This is a genomic window from Lewinella sp. IMCC34191 (assembly GCF_003390935.1).
Lineage (GTDB): Bacteria > Bacteroidota > Bacteroidia > Chitinophagales > Saprospiraceae > Neolewinella.
In genome coordinates, this window is sequence record NZ_QNQZ01000005.1 from 319,090 (window position 1) to 337,603 (window position 18,514).

At 59.7% G+C, this 18,514-nt stretch carries 14 protein-coding genes; 2 read left to right on the forward strand and 12 right to left on the reverse strand.

Going from position 1 to position 18,514, the window contains the following annotated elements:
* Window positions 1–15: 15 nt before the first annotated feature.
* The 6 genes from DRW39_RS12185 to DRW39_RS12210 form a co-directional block, all read right to left on the reverse strand.
* On the reverse strand, window positions 16–1,197 hold the full coding sequence (locus tag DRW39_RS12185; protein ID WP_116107316.1) for an ABC transporter permease: 1,182 nt from the start codon (window positions 1,195–1,197) through the stop codon (window positions 16–18).
* Between the two features lie 12 nt (window positions 1,198–1,209).
* A complete protein-coding gene (locus DRW39_RS12190; protein WP_116107317.1) occupies window positions 1,210–2,541 on the reverse strand; it encodes an ABC transporter permease in 1,332 nt (443 codons plus the stop codon).
* A gap of 160 nt (window positions 2,542–2,701) precedes the next feature.
* Window positions 2,702–3,367 (reverse strand): ABC transporter ATP-binding protein, encoded by a 666-nt coding sequence (locus tag DRW39_RS12195; protein WP_116107318.1) that lies wholly within the window; start codon window positions 3,365–3,367, stop codon window positions 2,702–2,704.
* Between the two features lie 71 nt (window positions 3,368–3,438).
* Window positions 3,439–4,926: a TolC family protein gene (locus DRW39_RS12200; protein WP_116107319.1), complete on the reverse strand. Its 1,488-nt coding sequence runs from the start codon at window positions 4,924–4,926 to the stop codon at window positions 3,439–3,441.
* Entirely contained in the window at window positions 4,926–6,173 is a 1,248-nt protein-coding gene (locus DRW39_RS12205; RefSeq protein WP_116107320.1) for an efflux RND transporter periplasmic adaptor subunit, read from the reverse strand. Before DRW39_RS12205 ends, DRW39_RS12200 begins: the two co-directional genes overlap by 1 nt.
* A 261-nt stretch (window positions 6,174–6,434) precedes the next feature.
* Entirely contained in the window at window positions 6,435–6,788 is a 354-nt protein-coding gene (locus tag DRW39_RS12210; protein WP_116107321.1) for a DUF2237 family protein, read from the reverse strand.
* A gap of 213 nt (window positions 6,789–7,001) precedes the next feature.
* Here DRW39_RS12210 and DRW39_RS12215 point away from each other — a divergent pair, with 213 nt between their 5' ends.
* Both DRW39_RS12215 and DRW39_RS12220 read left to right on the forward strand, forming a co-directional pair.
* Window positions 7,002–8,768, forward strand: coding sequence for an ABC transporter ATP-binding protein (locus DRW39_RS12215; RefSeq protein ID WP_116107395.1), 1,767 nt, complete (start codon window positions 7,002–7,004; stop codon window positions 8,766–8,768).
* 133 nt (window positions 8,769–8,901) lie between these two features.
* Window positions 8,902–10,515 (forward strand): SulP family inorganic anion transporter, encoded by a 1,614-nt coding sequence (locus DRW39_RS12220; RefSeq protein ID WP_116107322.1) that lies wholly within the window; start codon window positions 8,902–8,904, stop codon window positions 10,513–10,515.
* 27 nt (window positions 10,516–10,542) lie between these two features.
* On the opposite strand, the gene DRW39_RS12225 is transcribed toward DRW39_RS12220, so the two are convergent.
* The 6 genes from DRW39_RS12225 to DRW39_RS12250 all read right to left on the reverse strand — a co-directional run bounded on the left by DRW39_RS12225 (window position 10,543) and on the right by DRW39_RS12250 (window position 18,417).
* Window positions 10,543–12,186, reverse strand: coding sequence for a S41 family peptidase (locus DRW39_RS12225; RefSeq protein WP_116107323.1), 1,644 nt, complete (start codon window positions 12,184–12,186; stop codon window positions 10,543–10,545).
* A gap of 426 nt (window positions 12,187–12,612) precedes the next feature.
* Window positions 12,613–13,233 (reverse strand): flavin reductase family protein, encoded by a 621-nt coding sequence (locus DRW39_RS12230; RefSeq protein ID WP_116107324.1) that lies wholly within the window; start codon window positions 13,231–13,233, stop codon window positions 12,613–12,615.
* Between the two features lie 107 nt (window positions 13,234–13,340).
* A complete protein-coding gene (locus DRW39_RS12235; protein WP_157976078.1) occupies window positions 13,341–14,165 on the reverse strand; it encodes an SDR family NAD(P)-dependent oxidoreductase in 825 nt (274 codons plus the stop codon).
* 94 nt (window positions 14,166–14,259) lie between these two features.
* A complete protein-coding gene (locus tag DRW39_RS12240) occupies window positions 14,260–15,096 on the reverse strand; it encodes an SDR family oxidoreductase (protein WP_116107326.1) in 837 nt (278 codons plus the stop codon).
* A gap of 145 nt (window positions 15,097–15,241) precedes the next feature.
* A complete protein-coding gene (locus DRW39_RS12245; protein ID WP_116107327.1) occupies window positions 15,242–16,627 on the reverse strand; it encodes a DUF819 domain-containing protein in 1,386 nt (461 codons plus the stop codon).
* A gap of 149 nt (window positions 16,628–16,776) precedes the next feature.
* Window positions 16,777–18,417, reverse strand: coding sequence for an NAD+ synthase (locus DRW39_RS12250; protein WP_116107328.1), 1,641 nt, complete (start codon window positions 18,415–18,417; stop codon window positions 16,777–16,779).
* Window positions 18,418–18,514 lie beyond the last annotated feature (97 nt).

Below are 18,514 nucleotides of genomic sequence, written 5' to 3' on the forward strand. Positions count from 1 at the left end.
TCTCGACGAGCGGCCCTACTGTTCGTGCAGGACGAGGGCCGGCTGCAAACCGGCGGCCTGCCGACTGGGAATAAGTGCGCACAGCACGACGATGAGGAGGATCGTGGCTACGGCCGCCCCGATACCGAGGTAAAAGAATTTGGCGGGAATGGGCAGAAGCTCCAGGAGCGGCACCTGGATCGCGAAAAAGGTACCCAGCAAAAGCCCCGCCAGCGTCACCAGAACAACTTCCACGACAAACTGCGTAGTCACCTCCGCCGGGGTGGCTCCCATGGCCTTGCGCAGGCCGATCTCGGCGCGGCGGTGGCTGATCTGGGTGAAGAGCACCCCGAAGAGGCCGAGGGCGATGTTGATGAGGAGGAAGGCCGAAATGGAAATGAGGATGACCAACGGAATGACCACCGGCCGGTTGGCCTTGATGCGGTCCTCGGCCATATTCCAGATGACCACGTCGGGGTTTTTGGTGAGGGAGGACAGCAGGTTATAAATGGGTTCCTCGATGGCGGCGGTTTGCCCGGGTTCCGCCCGCACGATCAGCTGCTCGAACGGGTTCTGCCCGTCCGCTTTCCAGCTGCGGGGGGAAAAGAAGGTCAGCGGCCGGTTCTCGGCGAAATTGCTGTGGTATTTATAGTTATCCACCACCCCGACGATCTTTTTTTCCCCGTTGATCTGGATAATGGAGTCGATCATGGATGCGCGGGTGGGATAGTACTCGTCGATGAACTTTCCGTTCACGACGATGGGCTCGTACTTACCCGCCTGGTCGGCTTCCGTAAACCAGCGACCCTCCCGGAATTCGAGCGCCAGGGTCTCGGCGTAGTTCTCGTCGGCGAAGACCATCATCGTCTGGAGATGAAAGCCGTTATCGTCGCTGCCCGTACTCCAGGTATTTCCCCCGAAAGGGTTGACGGGTCCGAGAAAGGTCGCGGAGGCCACCCCGGGAAGCTCCCGGGTTTCCCGCAGGATGCGCTCCTGTAGCCGTTCGACCGCCACGGAGTCCATATCGTCCGGGAGGTCCATGTGTACCCCGACGCTGTTTTCGTAGCTGAAGCCCAGCGGTGAGCTGTAGCGCTCCAGGTTGTAGAAGCCGAAGGCGTAGACGCCGAAGAGAACGACGAAGGCCAGCAGGATCTCCAGGAAGATCAGGCCATTGGCGCGGCGCTTGTTCCACATCAGTTTGAGCAGGTGATTGAGCATGGCAGGGGGATTTTAGCGAAGGGCGGTTGCGACGGTGGTCCGGCTCATCCGGTAGGCGGGCAGGATGCCGGAAAGCAGTCCGAAGAGCAGAATGACGAGGATGAAGTAGAAGAATATCTTGACGGAGAAGGCCAGCCGCACGATGCCGATGAGGTCGTTCGCGTTGACGTACTGAATGATCAGGTAAGCCAGTACCAGGCCGATGAAGCCCCCGATGAAGGTGAGCACCAGGTTTTCGAAGATGAACTGGTAGAGAATATCCCGGCTGTCGGCCCCGAAGGCTTTGCGCACGGCGATCTCCGATTTCCGCTCGAAAACACGGCTTACGTTCAGGTTGATGAGGTTGATCAGGGGAAGGGCCAGGAACAACGCCAACAGTACGAAGAGGGGAATAAACAACATCAGTTTGGCCCTCTCCGTATCGGTCGTCTGCATGAGGTTGGCGGCAAAGCTTTCGGTCGCGGTACCTGAATACATCCGGATGTGCTCGTAATTCGCATCCGGAGGGACTTCGTAGTTTTCCGCGAGGAAGGTGAGTTGCTGCTTAATGGACTCCCGCTTCCCGGGGCTGCTAGCTTTGAAAACCGCCTGAAAGGGGCCGTAAATTTCCGTGCTGGTATACTGGCGATTGTCGATGGTGGTCACCGGCAGGAAGACGTCGCCCGCAATGGTCTCGTCATCCTTCAGCGGGCGCTCCACGATACCGACTACCCGGTACGGGTCGTTGCCCAGAATCATCTCCCGGCCTACGATGTCGGCCCCTGAGGCTCCGAAGTAGTTTTCGGCGATGCGTTCGGTGATCACGGCCACCTTGTTGGCCGCCGTCACGTCGTCGGGACCGAAGGGTAAGCCGTGGAGGAAGTTGAAGTCAAAGACATCCCAGTAACGGGCGTCCGTATAGTAGGTGCCCATCGTCACTTTACGTCCGTCGAGGTAAGCATCGATGAAGGAGCTGTTCGATAGAAAGGTGTAGCTGTCCACGTCCGCAAGGTCCCGCAGGTTATTGTCCAGGAAGGAGAAGCTCATTTGGCCATTAGAGTTATTCATGCTCCCGTTGGGCTCGAGGGTCTCCGTACTGTCCATGCGCAGGCTTCCGTCGTCCATGACGATGGTATCCACGGTATAGACCGTATCGTAGAACTCCGTATACCGCTCCAGCATGGGCAGGAAGACCATCCGGTCCACGTCACTCATCGGCTGGTTGGCGCCGAACAGGGCATCCCCCATCGACGTAATCAGCATCAGGATCATCAGCGTAAAACTGATCCCGAAGAGGCTGATAAAGGTGTAGAACGGCTTGCGTTTGAGGACCTTTAGGGCTAGCGTTAAGTAGTTTTTTATCACGGCGTTATAGTCTTTAGTACTTCAGTCTTTTAGTCCGTTAGGGCAGCTATGCTTGCTTCGCTCCTATGGTGTCGGGCAAGCTGGCGAAGCCGGCGAGAGTCAGGTGCGGCAGCCAATCGTAAATCGTAGTTCGTAAATCGTAAATCGTAAATCACCCGGCTCAACTCACTCGCTCCCCGTCCGAGAGCCGCACCAGCCGGTGGGTCTTTTTGGCCATCCGCTCGTCGTGAGTGACCATGACGATGGTGGTGCCGAGGTCTGTGTTGAGGCGGGTGAGGATGTCCATGATCTCGTCGCCCATATGGCTGTCGAGGTTGCCGGTGGGCTCATCGGCGAGGATGATATTCGGTCGGCCGACGATGGCGCGGGCGATGGCGACGCGCTGCTTTTGTCCGCCGGACAGTTGGGTGGGAAAGTGGCCGGCCCGGTTGCTCAGGCCTACATGCTCCAACGCTTCCAATGACAGCCGCCGCCGCTCCTTGGTGCCGACGCGCCGGTACAGTAGCGGCAACTCCACGTTATCGACCACGGAAAGGTCGTTGATCAGGTGAAAGCTCTGAAAAATGAAGCCGAGCTGCTCGTTGCGGAAGCGGGCGACCTTGGTGCCATTGTAGCTGGTCACCTCCTTTCCGGCCAGGGACACGCTCCCCTCTGTGGGCTCGTCGATCAGCCCCATGATGTTCAGCAGGGTCGACTTCCCGCAGCCTGACGGCCCCATGATGCTCAGGAACTCCCCCGCCGGTACGCTCAGGTTCATGTGCTGCAGGGCCAGGGTTTCGATGGTGTCCGTGCGGTAGGATTTGGAGACGTTTTGTAATTCGATCATCTTGAAAGGATATAAGGGGTAAGGGGGATAAGGGGTAAAGGGCGCGCGCGGGGCCTTAGCCCCTTTACCCCTTATCTCCATAGCCCCTTGTCATTAATAAAATCCCAAAGCGTAAGCCGTTCCAGCCCGGCGTAGGTGGTCCAGTAGGCGCGGAGCGTTTCGGCGTAGGCGCGGGTATTCAGGTCGCGGTTTTGCTGGGCGAAGGTGAGGTCGGTCAGGGGGATGGCGCCGAGGGTGTAGCTTTCCTGGCTGATCTGGAAGCGCTCTTCGGCCAGGTCGCGGATGCGGGTGGCGAGCACCAGTTCTTCCTGGAGGGTGGCCCACTGGTCGAGCAGCTGGGTGAGCTGGCCTTCCAGTTGGTTTTCGCGGCGTTCACCGAGTTGCCGGGCCAGTTCGATCTCGCTCCGGGCGCGTTTATTCAGGGCGCCGCGCTCGCCCCAGTCGAGGAGGGGAATAGCGAAGGTGAGACTTACGACCCGTTCGTTCTGCGGGTCCTGGTAGATGGGGTCGATCTCGTCGGCGTTGCGGATCAGCCCGATGCTGGCGTCGAGGTCGAGGCGGGGACCGAGCTCGCGCTTGATGCGGTCCGCTTCCCGCTCGGCTTGCAGTACCCGCTGGCGGATGTCGAGGAGTTCGGGTCGCTGTTGCAGCAGGGAGAGGGCACGGGTGGCTACGATCTCCAGGCCGATGAGGTCGGCGGTGGCTTCCGGGGCTTCGGGTTGCAGGAGCTGCCCGCCGTATTCCCGGCCGAGGTACTGCAGGATATCGGCGGAGGCGCGACCGACGAGCCGTTCGGCCCGGAGCAGGTTCTGCTCGGCGCTGGCCTGTTCGAGCTCCAGTTGGACCAGGTCGCCGCGGGTGATCTGGCCGAGTTCGTAGCGCTCGGTGGCAATGTCAAACAGGGTTTCGTTGGCCGCACGGTTGGTTTCGGCGATGCGGCGTTCCTGGTCGGCGCTCACCAGGTTGAAGAAAAGGTCGGTGGCATCGAGGGCGGCGTCGGCGCGGGCGGCCTGCAGGGCGGCGTCGCTCACCTGTAGTTGCAGGGGCAGGAGGCGGCGGTCCCACTTCCAGGGGTTGAAGGCCAGGATGGGCTGGCGGAAGGTCAGGCGTACGGGGCTGCCGTTGTAGCTCTTCGTGTCGAGGGCGAAGTTGTCGGTACGCTGCAGGCGGGTTTCCAGCCCGATCAGGCCGCCGGTCGCGGCGATGCGCTGGTTGGCCAGCAGCGATACCGAGGAGTTATTTAGCTCGATTTCGCGGAAGGCAATGGTGCCGTCGTCCTGCGTCACCTCGGTGGAGGTACGGAAGTAGTTCGGCAGGGTGGCGGCCAGGTCGAGACGGGGTTTGAGACCGGCCTCGAAGGCGTCCAGTTCCAGGCGGGCGGCGCGCTGCTGCTGCTCCGCGATCAGCACCTGTTCGGCGCGTTCCGCGGCGGCGGCCTGTAGTTCGGACAAGCTGATCGTATTGTCGGCAGGCAGGGCGTTTTGCGCCGGAGCGCAGGTAAAACAGCCTATTGCAAACAGCCAGGTAATCGGGTACCGGAAGCTTGGGTTAACTCGCATTACTCTTCCAGTTTAAAGGAGGTGACGTTCTCCAGGGACTTCTGGTCGGAGATGATGATGCGGTCGCCGGCCTGCAGGCCATCGGTAATTTGCACGTAGTCGCCGTTGCGCAGTCCGAGGTCGATGTCGCGACGGGTAGCTTCTTCACCATCCACTACGAAGACCGACTGGCTACGCCCGCCCCGAAAGATGGGTCCGTTCTTTACCCGAAGGACGCCCTCCATCCGGTTGGTGATGACGTAGAGTTCAGTGCGCAGGTTGGGGCGCAGATCCTGGTGGCTGGGATTTTCCAGGTCGACCCGGAAAGTGACCAGGTTCTCGCTTACCTCCGGCAGGATGGCGGCAATCGTACCGGTCAGTCGTCCGGTTGGCACCCGCAGTTCGACGGGCAGCCCCACGGCCAGTTGGTCGGCGTAGCGATCGGAGGCGCTGGCCTCGACACGGTAGCGGCCGAGATCGGCCACCCGGGCCAGGGCGGTGCCTTCCGTGACCTGTTGGCCAATGTTTTCATTGACCCAGGTGACTACGCCGGCCCGGGGAGCACGCACTTCGGTTTCGCGGAGGCGGCGGCTGAGCTGGCTTACTTCCTTTTCTTCCATACCCACTTCGAGCTGAAGGGCGCGTTTGCGGCCGGCGAGGCTGTTGCGGGCGTAGTCAAGCTGGTTGTTGAGTTTTTGCGATTCCAGCTTGCTAATCTTCACGGCCAGTTCGGCGGCCTCCACTTCTTCCTGGGTAGCGCCCCCGACTTCCAGTAGTCGCCGGGCGTCAGCCAGTTCCGCGGTGGCGGCGGCCAGCTCCAGTTCCTTGATCTCGGCGTTGTAGGTGAGGTCCTTCAGGTCGCGCTCGTACTCGAGATTAAGCAGCCCGATGCTGTTTTCCTTCACGGCCAGCTGGTCGCGGCGACCGTCGAGTTGCAATTGCACGTAGTTGCGATCCAGCTTCATGAGCAGTTCGCCCGCTTCCACTTCGGAGCCGGCGGTGAGCATCACCTCGTCGATGGTCGTAGCCACCGGCGAGTTGATCTGCTCCTCGAAGGCGGGTAGTACGATCGCCGTAGCGTTGATGGTATTCACGACTTCCCCGCGCTCGACGGTGGCGAACCGCAGCGTATCCTCATCGGCGGAGGGCCGCAGCAGCTTCATCCCGAACCAGATAGCGGTGAGGACGGCGCCGACAATCAAGGTCCATTTGATGATCTGGTTGCGCCGCTGCCGGTTGATGTCTTTGGAGTTTATGGTACGATCCATGCTAAGGAGGTAGCAGGAAACGTGCCAGGTTTTTCACATACTGACTGTCAGTTAGTTACGAATATTTACAACAGAAATGTGTCCGGTATCGGACACGGTAGTGTTCGGTTTCGTTCGGGAAACGCCAGCCCCCGGTCCGCCGAGCGGTAGCTCGTCTGCCCGGGAGGCTTAAAAGAGGGTTCGGTTGCTTATGGCTCCGACCCGTCGGCGGACCAGCTAGCGCTGGGCAGACGACTGGCGCTTTCCGACGGCGGCGGACGACTACAGCTTCAGCTCCAGTAGGGCCTCGAACTCGATAAAATTCAACACCGCCTCGTCGGTAGCTTCCAGTTTTACCTTCGGCGCCTTGCCGGCTTCGTAGGCCTCCTTCCAGCGGAGGGCGCAAAGGCACCAGGCATCGCCGGGTTGGAGGCCGGGAAAGTCGTACTGCGGGATGGGCGTACTCAGGTCGTTGCCCTTCGATTTGGTGAAGGCCAGAAACTCTTCCGTCATGATCGCGCAGACCACGTGGCGGCCGGCATCGAGCGGGCCGGTGCGGCAGTAGCCGTCGCGGTAGAAGCCCGTCATCGGATCGGTGCAGCAGGCGATGAGGTCGTTGCCTAATACGTTTTTCATGCGCGGGGAATATGATTATTGGGGTAACCGGATGCCCGGAAGGCACGTTCGGTACCCGGTCCGATTTTCAATTGCCAGCGGGTTACAATTACCATGATCGGGAGACGTTATCCGCTTCCCTTCCCTCACCATCTCTTTTACCTGCGCTCCGCCGCCCAAAAAATTGTTGTAGCTACCGCGACCCAAAGCGGGCCCGGCTTGTTACAAGCCTTCATGGCCACCCAAGAAGAAAAGCAAAAGTTCGACCTCTACCTGCTTTGGCGGGTACTGGCGCTGGCCAAGCCGTATAAGTGGATCGCCATCCTGGCCATCTCCCTGGCCGTGCTTTTGGCCCCCCTGTCGATCGCCCGGCCCCGGTTGATCCAGAAGATGGTCGACGACTACATCTTCCAGGGAGACACGGACGGACTGACCTTCTGGGCCCTCGTCATCGGCGGTCTCCTCATCCTGGAGGCGCTGTGCCGGTACTCCTTCGTCTACAGCTCCAACTGGCTGGGGCAATCGGTAATCCGCGACCTGCGCGTGCGGGTCTTCAAGCACATCAACGGCCTACGCCTCAGCTACTTCGACAAAACACCCATCGGGACGTCGACCACGCGCACGATCAACGACATCCAGTCGATCAACAGCATCTTCGCCGAGGGGGTGATCACCATTTTGGCCGACCTCATGTCCATCTTCGCGGTGCTGGCCATCATGCTCACCACGAGCTGGCGACTCACGCTGATCTGCCTGACCACCATGCCCTTCCTGATGCTGGCCAGCTACCTCTTCAAGGAGGCCGTGAAGAAGTCGTACCAGCAGGTCCGCAGCCAGATCCAGAAGATGAACGGCTTTTTGCAGGAGCGCATCACCGGCATGCGCATCGTCCAGATCTTCAACGCCGAGGACTCCGAGGCCCGCAAGTTTGCCGATATCAATGCCGACTACCGCAAGGCCAACATCGACGCCATCCTGTACTACGCGATCTTCTTCCCGACGGTCGATATCATCGCCGCGGCCAGCCTCGCGCTGATGGTCTGGTGGGGCGCGCAGGATGTCGCCCGCGCCGGTGGCGTCACCCTGGGGGCCCTGGTGGCCTTCCCGATCTACATCAACATGCTGTTCCGCCCGATCCGGGTACTGGCCGATAAGTTCAATACCCTGCAGATGGGACTGGTGGCCAGCGAGCGGGTCTTCAAAGTGGTGGACCGCGACGACCAGATCGAGAACACCGGTACCCACCAACCCACCTCCCTGCGCGGAGAGGTGGAGTTCAAGAACGTATGGTTTGCCTATACGGGCGCCGACTGGATACTGAAGGACGTGAGTTTTAAGCTGAAGCAGGGTGATACGCTGGCCATCGTAGGCAGCACCGGTTCCGGTAAGACCACCATCACCAACGTCATCAATCGCTTCTACGAATACCAGCGGGGCGAAATCCTCATCGACGAAACGGACCTCCGCGAGTACGAGCTCACCGCCCTCCGCAGTCGGATGGCCATGGTGCTGCAGGACGTCTTTCTCTTTACGGGATCGGTGATGGAGAATATTACCCTACGCGACCCGTCCATCAGTCGCGAGCGGGTCATCGAATCCGCCAAACTCATCGGAGCCCACGATTTCATCGAGCGGCTGCCCGGCGGCTACGATTACGACGTGATGGAGCGCGGAGCAACGCTGAGCATGGGACAGCGGCAGTTGATTTCCTTCGTGCGCGCACTCGTTTTCGACCCGGACATCCTTATCCTGGACGAGGCCACCAGCAGCGTAGACCCCGAAACGGAGGGCGTCATCCAACACGCCATTGAGAAACTGATCGACCGGCGCACGAGTATCGTGATCGCCCACCGGCTGAGTACCATCCGGAACGCCAACAACATTATGGTCCTGGAAAAAGGGGAGATCCAGGAATTCGGGCCCCACGAGGAATTGCTCCAGATGGAAGACGGTCGCTACCGCGAACTGTACGAGATGCAGTTCCTCGAAACGGCGGAATAGGCCCTCGATTAAGAAAAAGTACGCTTCAAATAAAAGTAGCCGAAGACGCTATTTGACCGGACATTTGTCTGGCAAGCAACTTATAGTTTATCTTTCTGTCTGAATAGCAATACTATTACTGTCTCCCTACCCTATGGATAACAATACTTCCAAGCGTCTTGGTTTATTTGATAACATCACCGGCGACCTGCCCGCCGCGGTTGTGGTCTTCTTCGTCGCTATCCCGCTATGTCTGGGTATTGCATTAGCCAGTGGCGCGCCGCTCTTCGCGGGGCTGATCGCGGGCATCGTCGGAGGTATCGTGGTCGGCGCGGTCAGCGGATCCCACGTAGGCGTGAGCGGACCGGCGGCGGGACTTACGGCCATCGTACTAACGGCTATCACGGACCTAGGCGCCTTCGATCTCTTTCTGACCTGCGTAGTCATCGGTGGGGCGTTACAGGTAGCCTTCGGTCTGCTGCGGGCCGGCGTTATCGGTTACTTTTTCCCCTCCTCGGTGATCAAGGGGATGCTGACCGGTATCGGCCTGATCATTATTCTCAAGCAAATTCCGCACTTCTTCGGTTACGACGCCGACCCGGAGGGGGACGACGCCTTCCTGCAGCCCGACGGGGAGAATACCTTCTCCGAGATCTTCAACCTGATCGACTATACGGACGACGGGGCCACCACCATCGCCTTCATCGCGCTCGGTATCCTGATCCTGTGGGAAGCGGTGCTGAAGAACAAGGGTAAGATATTCACCATCATCCCCGGCCCGTTGGTGGCCGTTGCGGTAGGTATCATCTGGGAGGTGACCATGGGCGACGGCAGCCTCGGCATCGCCTCCGAGCATCTGGTCAGCGTACCGGTGCCGGAGAGTTTCGACGACTTCATCGGACAGTTCACCTTTCCCGACTTCAGCGCGATCACGATGCCGGCGGTCTGGCTGACCGGCTTCACCATCGCGTTGGTCGCCAGCCTGGAGACGCTGCTCTGCGTGGAAGCGACGGATAAACTCGACCCCAGGCGGCGGGTCACGCCGACGAACCGCGAGTTGCTCGCCCAGGGCACGGGTAACATCCTATCCGGCCTGATCGGCGGGCTACCGGTCACCCAGGTGATCGTCCGGAGTTCGGCCAATATCCAGTCGGGCGGCCGGACCAAATTATCGGCCATTCTGCACGGTGTGTTGCTGCTGGTGTCGGTCATCCTGGTGCCGAATATTCTAAACCTGATTCCGCTTTCGGTACTCGCAGCTATCCTTTTACTGGTAGGCTACAAACTGGCCAAGCCGTCCACCTTCATGGGTATGTACCGGGCCGGCTGGCGACAGTTCGTTCCCTTCATCGTCACCGTCGTAGCGATTGTCTTCACCGACCTCCTGATCGGCATCAGTCTCGGACTGGCCGTAGGCGTCATCGTCATTCTGTACTCGAGCTACCAGAATTCCCACTTCCTGCACATGCGCAACGAGGAAGGGGAGCGCGAGCACGTAGAGATCACCCTCGCCGAGGAAGTGACCTTCTTCAACAAGGGAGCGATCCGCAGCCAATTCGACAAAATTCCGGACGATGCCATGCTGACGCTCGACGTACGCAAGACGCAGTTTCTCGACTACGACGTCGTGGAGATCATGAACGACTTCGTGACTACCTTCAAGAACCGGAACATCGACGTGGAAGTCATCACCGAGGAAGGTACGGTCAACAATCCGGAGAACTACTTCGACGTGCTCAAAATGCAGCACGCCGGTAGCGCGCACTGATCTGCCGGGCAGGCAGCAGCACGAAGCCTACTTGCTTTTGCTGAGAATACCGGCGTAACGCGCCCGGTCGTTCAGTACCGCGATCGCCTCCTGTACTTCCTTATCGTTACGCAGGCCCATCTGTACCTGGCCGCGCTGGTAATAGTAGCGGCCGGCGATTTCCTTTTCGATGATGTCGATGATCTCGTCTTTCAGGTCGGCGATGGCGGTCGCCTGCTCGCGGTCCATCTTCTCCTGGATGGCGGCCAGCTCGGCGCTGATGTCGTAACCTTCCGTGGCGGCACGGTCGGCGGCTTGCTCCAGTAGCTGTTCGGCCTTGGAGTCAAAGCTGAAATCGGCTCGGTTCAGGTAGGTTTCGAAGTCGTTCCAGTCCGTGAATTGGAAGTCGGCCACGGAGTCGATCGTCGGGTGATTGCGCACCCACTGGTTCACGTAGTCGAAAATGATGTATTCCTCCAGCAGGCCCTGGGCGACGTTGTTCTTGCCCAGCACGTCCACTTCGAGGTCGGGGGCCACGCCGCCACTCCCCAGCACGACGCGGCCGGCACGGGTTTTGAATTCCGGACGCTGGTCGTCGGGAATGTCATAGGGCTTCCCGTCGCGGTACTCGATGGCCTGGATACAGCGGTTAGAGGGGATGTAGTACTTGGCCGTCGTGATCTTCACGCGGCTGCCGTAGCCCGTTTCCATAATGTTTTGCACCAATCCCTTGCCGTAGCTGCGCTGCCCGATGAGGACGCCCCGGTCCAGGTCCTGTAGGGCTCCGGAAACGATCTCGGAGGCGGAGGCGGAGCGGCCGTTGATCAGCACGGCCACGGGCAGTTCGGTATCCAGCGGATTGCCTTTGGTGGGGTAGCTGCGGTTCCAGTCGCGCACTTTGCCCTTAGTGGTAACGATCAGTTCGTCCTTCGGCACGAAGATGTTGACGATGTCAACGGCTTCGTTGAGCAGACCGCCTCCGTTGCCGCGCAGGTCCAGTACGACGCCGGCCAGGTCTGGATTGTCGGCGCGCAGTTTGGCGACCGCGTCCCGCACGTTCTTGGCCGCGTTCTGGGTGAAAGTGGTCAGGGCCACGTAGCCCACGTTCCGTTCGAGCATGCCGCTGTAGGGTACGTTGGGGATGTCCACGTCGCCGCGTACGAGGTCGAGCTTCTTCATCCCTTCGCCGGGCCGGTCTACGGTCAGGTTCATCACCGTACCGGGGAAGCCGCGCATGATCTCTTCCAGTTGCTCGCGATTGTAGCCGATGGTTTCCCGGTCGTCGATCTCCATGAGCCGGTCGCCCGTTTTCAGGCCGGCGGCGTCGGCTGGCTGGTCCTTGTACAGGGTCATGATGGTGGGTAGGCCGTCAATGTATTCGATCTCGGCCCCGATGCCCTGGTACTGCCCGCTCTGGCGCAGGCGGGCGGTCTCTACGTCGGTTTCGCTGATGTAGTTAGTATAGGGGTCGAGTGATTCGACCATCGCCTCGATACCGGTCCGCATCAGTTTATTCGGCTCGATGTCATCCACGTAGTACGTATTCACCTCTTTATACACGTTCGTGTACACCTCGATCGCCTTCATGATCTCGAAGAACTTGTCGTTTACCGGGTTCACGGTGGCGGCGGTCAGGCCGAGAAAGGCGACCGCACCGAGGCCGGCAATAAGGGTACGTTTACGAAGGGACATAGGCTAAGCTTTTGGGATACCCCAAGATAACGCGGCAGCCGGTGGGTAGATTACCGTTTTTGGTATTGCGGCGGGGCGCAGGTGTAAGGCTTATGACAAAGGGGTGGTGTTTGGTAGTAATCCGTTCCCAGGTGAAGGGAAAGAGGTCGCTGCACGACTCAAGGGGTTCACACGAATTTTACGAGCAAAAGGCGAGCATCTTTTCTGTGCAGCTCTCTGTGAAGCGCGCAGGGCCATCTGTGGTGAGCCCACGAGCAGAAGGCGAATAATACCCTGCGGCAGCCAAATCGTAATTTAAAACCTCAAGCATCGGCCTACCTATTACCTCACCGGGGGAGCACTCATAGCTTCCCCCGGTGGCACGTTGTCGCCACCGCCGCCGGCCAGCAGCAACGGGGGCAATACTGCAAATAGGGTTTGCGTGGACTAGGTATTATGTCCGGGCCGTGCGTACGATAGACGCACGGAATTGGTGCTTTGTTGGTAAATATCCAATCCGGCCACGGTTAAGGTTTTTAACATTTCGTGATCGACGTGCCCGCTCTCTGCGACGGCGTCATCGGGGACAAAGATTTCCTGTACCCGACCGACCAAAAACAAGGTGTCATTGGCTCGGATGTGGTGCTCCTCTTCCAGGGTTAGCCCCAATTTGATTAGGCTCTCCTTCACGTAGGGAGCCTTACAGCGGTCACTGTATTCCGGGGTCAGGCCGGTAGCGGCGAACTCCGATTCTTTTAGTGCGTAGTTCGCGCTGGTCTGGTGGGCAGCTTCGAGGAAGTCCGGGTGAAGAGTATTCAGGGTAAACCACTTGTTGGCCTTGATGTGGTGGTAGGTATGCCGGGGCACCGTCAGGGGCCGCATGATGAAGCCGAGCAAGGGCGGACTAGCTCCGACGTGCACCACCGAGCTGAAGACGCCAAGGTTTTCCGTGCCTTTATACCCTTTGGTGCCGATCAGGTGCACACTCCGGGCCCCGGGCAGGGTATTGAGCAGGTCGCGGCGGTAGGGGGCGGGGCGGTCGAGGAGCTCTTCTAGGGTCAGGTGCATGGTGGGGGTACAACGCGGCTTCCGGCCGCGGGGTTTGTAGCAACCTCTGGTTGCTGCGGCTAACGCGCTTGGAAAGCGCGTCCAACATTGCTGTCGGAGACAGCTTCTTACCGGTACCGCTTCGTCAGGAAGCGATCCTGCCACCTTTTAGGCATTTTACTGACTACTCTGGCCAGCCAACGCTTATTCATAATCAGCGCGTAGGCATCGGGCCTGGCATCCGTCAGGGCGGCGTAGATCGCGTCGGCCACTAGCTGCGGCTCTACCCCACCCCGCTCGGCCGCCTGGGTGTAGGGCTCCAGCTGGGGTACCAAATGTTGGTACCGGTCCTTTTCGAAGGCCTCCGTAAGCTGGCTTCCCTTTCTCCAGATCGGCGTTTTGGTGGGTCCCGGGGCTACGCTCACAACATCGATGCCGAAGGGCAGCAGCTCCCGTCGCAGACCGTCCGTCAGCGCTTCCACCGCAAATTTGGAGGACGAGTAAAAGGTCATGTACGGCGCGGTAAGGGAGCCACTCACGCTACTGATGTTGACGATCCGCGGGTGGTGCCCTTCCTCGCGGGCGGCGTGCAGGAGGGGTAAGGCCAGCTGGCAGACGGCAATCAGTCCGAATACGTTTACCTCGAATTGCCGGCGATATTCTTCCTCGGCAAGGGTTTCTACGGGACCGGGTATGGCTACGCCGGCGTTATTGACCACGCCAATCAGGGGACGGCCTTCCTCCCCTATCCGGCTAATGCCCGCGCTGATGGCCTCGCGGTCGCGGACATCAAAGTTCAGGGGGGTGAAGTTGGGAGCTTCGGCGAGTTCGACGGGAACCTCGGTTCCGCGCAGGGATCCGTATACGTAGTATCCCCGGTCAATCAGGTCTAGGGCGGTAACCAGACCTATACCGCTGGATACACCGGTGATCAGGATGGCTGGGGTTGGCATTGGGGGGTTGATTTTTTGGCGGCGCGCTTGGAAAGCGCGTTTTACATCGCGGTCGGAAACCGCATCGTACATCGCGGTCGGAGACCGCTTTGTACTAGTAGCGGCGGTTTTCGGCGAGGCGCTTGGTAAAGAATTTGTCCTGAAAGCGCTTCGGGGTGAGCTTCAGGAGTTTGGCCATCCAGCCCTTCTTCATGACCAGGACGGCCGGGTCGGGTTGCTCGTCGGTGAGGGCGCGGTAGATGGCCTCCGCGACGACCTGTGGCTCCACACCGTCGGCCTCGGCGGCTTCGGTGTATGGGCCCAGCTTTTCCAGCATGCTGCCGTAACGGTCGTTGTCGAAAGCTTCCGTCTGCTCCCGGCCCTTCTGCCAGATCGGTGTCTTTACCGGCCCCGGCGCCACGCTGATGACGTCGATGCCGAAGGGCAACAGCTCCCGCCGCAGCCCGTCGGTGAGCGCTTCGACGGCAAACTTCGAGGCAGAGTAAATACTGGTGAAGGGAGAAGTCAGGTAGCCGCTCACGCTACCGATGTTTACGATGCGGGAGTCGAAACCCAGTTCCCGGGAGGCGTGCAGTAGCGGTAGGGCTTCCTGACAGACGGCGACCAAGCCGAACACGTTCACTTCAAACTGCCGGCGATACTCCTCCTCACTAACGGTTTCGATCGGCCCGCTGATGGCTACTCCAGCGTTATTTACCAAACCTATGAGCCGGGCGCCGTCGTCGTGTATCTGCTGGATGCCGGCACGAATGCCGTCGCGGTCCCGAACGTCAAAATTGAGGGCCTTAAAAGACGGGGATGCGGTGAGTTGCTCTGGTCCTGCGCCCCGCCGCACGCTTCCATACACGAAAAAGCCTTTCCGGAGCAAATACGCCGCGGTGGTCAGGCCGATACCGGAGGATACGCCGGTGACGAGAATACTGTCTTGCATAGTGTGGCAGTAAGAAGCGGCTTCCGGCCGCGATGTTCGATGCAACCTCCGGTTGCGCCGGGCAAAGCTACAACGGTTGGTTTGGTAACTGAAGCCGCGCTTGGAAAGCGCGTCGAACGGCGCGGTCGGAAACCGCTTCGTACCGTTACCCCACCGATATCTCCATCAGGTAGCTGCAAATCAGCGCGCCGTAAGTCCCCAGTGCATACCCAATCACCGCCATGATAGCGCCCACCGGTGCCAGCACCGGGTTGAAGGCACTCGCTACCACCGGCGCACTGGCCGCCCCACCGACATTAGCCTGGGAACCGACCGCCACGAAGAAGAAGGGGGCCTTGATCAGGTAGGCCGTCACGAGCAGGACCGTGATGTGCACCAGCATCCAGATCAGTCCGATGGCAAACAGCCCGAGGTTGTCCAGTACGTCGCCGATATTCATCTGCATACCGATGGTGGCGACCAGGATGTAGATGAAGATACCCCCCCACTTACTCGCCCCGACCCCCTCCAGCCGCCGGGCCCGGGTAAAGCTGAGCAGGAATCCGAAGGTGGTGGCCAGTACGACCATCCAGAAGAATCCGCTGGTCAGGGTATTTAAACGCAATGCCTCCAGCGTTTCCTTGAATTGTCCGAAAAAGGGGGCTAGTAAGTCCGCCCCGAAGTGCGCCAGGGCTACCCCACCGAAGGCCACCCCGAGCAACTGGTAGAGATCCACGCTGGTCGGGATGCGACGTACCTGGGCGGCATAATCCTCCATCTTCTGCACCAGGTGATCGATGGCGCTGTTGTCCGCCCCGATCGCCCGGTCGATGCGTTTGGCGCGACCTGCCCCGAAGAGCAGAAAGGCCAGCCAGATATTGGCGACGAGGACGTCCACCACGATCATCTGCCCGAAGATGCCGGGCGGCACCTCGTTAATGATCTGCATGGCCGCCTGGTTAGCTCCGCCGCCGATCCAGCTACCGGCGATGGTGCTTAAGCCCCGCCAGAGTAAATCAGGATCCAGGTTGATGAGATTGGGAAAGAAGTTACTTACGATCAGCAGCGCGATCGGCCCGCCCAGCACGATGCCCAGCGTAGCCGCCAGAAACATCACGATCGCCCGGTACCCCAGGTTGATGATGCCCGGAATATCGATATTCAAACAAAGCAGAATGAGACTCGCCGGCAGCAGGTACCGGCTCGCCATAAAGTACAGCGCGCTGTGGCCGGTGTAGCCAGCGAAGTCAGCCGGATCCAGTCCCTGCGCCTCGATATAGCGATTGATCTCCCCGAAGGAAAGCCCCTCCGGCAGCGTCACCCCCTGCGCCGCCAGTGCGTCAATCACCCCATACTCATACCAATCGTAAGCGATGATCCCCAGGGGCCAGTTCAGCAGGGCCGGCAGGAAGTAACACAGCAGCAGCGCCGGCACGTAGGTGTAAAACTTCACCCAGAAGGGCCGCTCGCTATTGGACGTCGTGAACACCCCCGCCAGGATGACCAGGAGGATACCGAAGACTACGGCGTCGTTGATTATTAGTGGTTCCATGGTTGGAAGGGGTAAAGGGGATAGGGGGTTAAGGGGTTAAGGAGCCCGCAGTATAGGCGCTGCTACGCCGAACACAAAGTAACAGTACGACGAGCGAAGCGAGCATCCACTCCCTTTACCCCTTTACCCCTTCCAACCTTAACCCCATATCAATTAAGATACTTAGCCACAATAGGAAACCGCCGCCCCATCCCGAACGCCTTCTTGCTCACCCGCAGCACCGGCGCGGTCTGGTGGCGCTTGAACTCGTTGATGTTGACCAGGCGGAGGGCTTTTTGTACGAGCAGGGGGTCGGCGCCGGCCTCGATGATGTCCTGGGGGCTTTGGTGGAGTTCGATGTACTGGTAGAGGACGGCGTCGAGTTCCGGGTAGGGGGGCAGGCTGTCGCTGTCGAGCTGGCCGGGTTTGAGCTCGGCACTGGGGGGTTTGGTGATGATGTTCTCGGGGATAACCTCGCCGTCTTTATTGATGTACTTAGCGAGTTCGTAGCACTCGGTCTTGTAGACGTCGCCGATGACACTGAGGCCGCCGCACATATCGCCGTAGAGGGTGCCGTAGCCGACGGCCATCTCGCTTTTGTTGCTGGTGTTGAGGAGGATGTCGCCGAACTTATTGCTGAAGGCCATCAGGATCATGCCCCGGATACGGGCCTGCAGATTCTCCTCGGTGAGGCCTTCCTGGGTGCCGAAGAAATGGGGTTTGAGCAGGGACATGTACTCATGGTAGACACTCTCGATCGGCACGATCTCGTACTGGCTGCCCAGATTCTGCGCCAGCTGGCGGGCATCGTTGACGCTGTGGTCGCTACTGTGCTGGCTGGGCATGAGGACGCAGCGGACGTTATCGGCGCCCAGCGCGCGCGCGGCCAGTACGGCAACGAGGGCCGAATCGATTCCACCGCTGAGCCCGAGGATCGCCCGCTTGAAGCCGAGTTTACCGAAGTATTGCTTGATCCCCATAACGAGCCCGTCGTGGATCAGGGTCATCTTATCGCGCTCCCGCTCGCCGCTCATTTCCACCCCTTCCTCTACTTCCTCGGTGTTGTAGACGCGCATACACTCTTCGAAGTACGGCATCTCGTCTACTACTTCCCCTTTCCGGTTGATGACCAGGGAGCCGCCGTCGAAGAGCACTTCCGTTTGGGCGCCTACATGGTTAACGTAGTACATCGGCAGGTCGTAAATATTGACGTTGGCCTGCATGACTTCGACGCGTTCCACCGCGTGGTCGAACGCAAAGGGGGAAGCGGATATGTTGATGATGAAATCCGGTCGGTGCTCCATCATGAAGTCCATCGGATTGATCTTGTACAGCGGGTTTTCGTTGCCGACGTTCCAGCTGTCCTCGCAGACGATCATCGCGATGGTCTTATCCTGGTACCGGACTACGTTCCACTCGGCGGCGGGCTCGAAGTAGCGGTACTCGTCGAAGATGTCGTAGGTGGGCAGCAGCGTTTTATGCTGCACCTGCTGGATGCGTCCGTTGGCCAGAAAGTAGGCACTGTTGTACAGGTCCTTTCCTTCCGGCACGGGGTTCTTGGTGGGGGAACCGACAACGATGGCGATGCCGTCGGCGGCCTTGGCCAGCTGCTCGATCACCAGGTTGGCCTGGTCGATGAAGTCGTCGAATTCCAGGAAGTCACGGGGGGGGTAGCCTACCGTAGCGAGTTCGGGAAAGACGACGATATCCGCCCCCTGCCTTTTCGCCCGTTCGGTGTAGTCGAGCATCTTCTTCAGGTTGGCATCGAAGTTCCCTACGTGGACGTTGATCTGGGCTAGCGCTATGTTCATGGGGGGAAGTTACGGTATGCTTGTGTTCGTGGGTTGATTTGCGCATCCGTTAGCGATAAGGGTTCTCACAGATGGCCTGCGGCCGGACGGAGGCGCT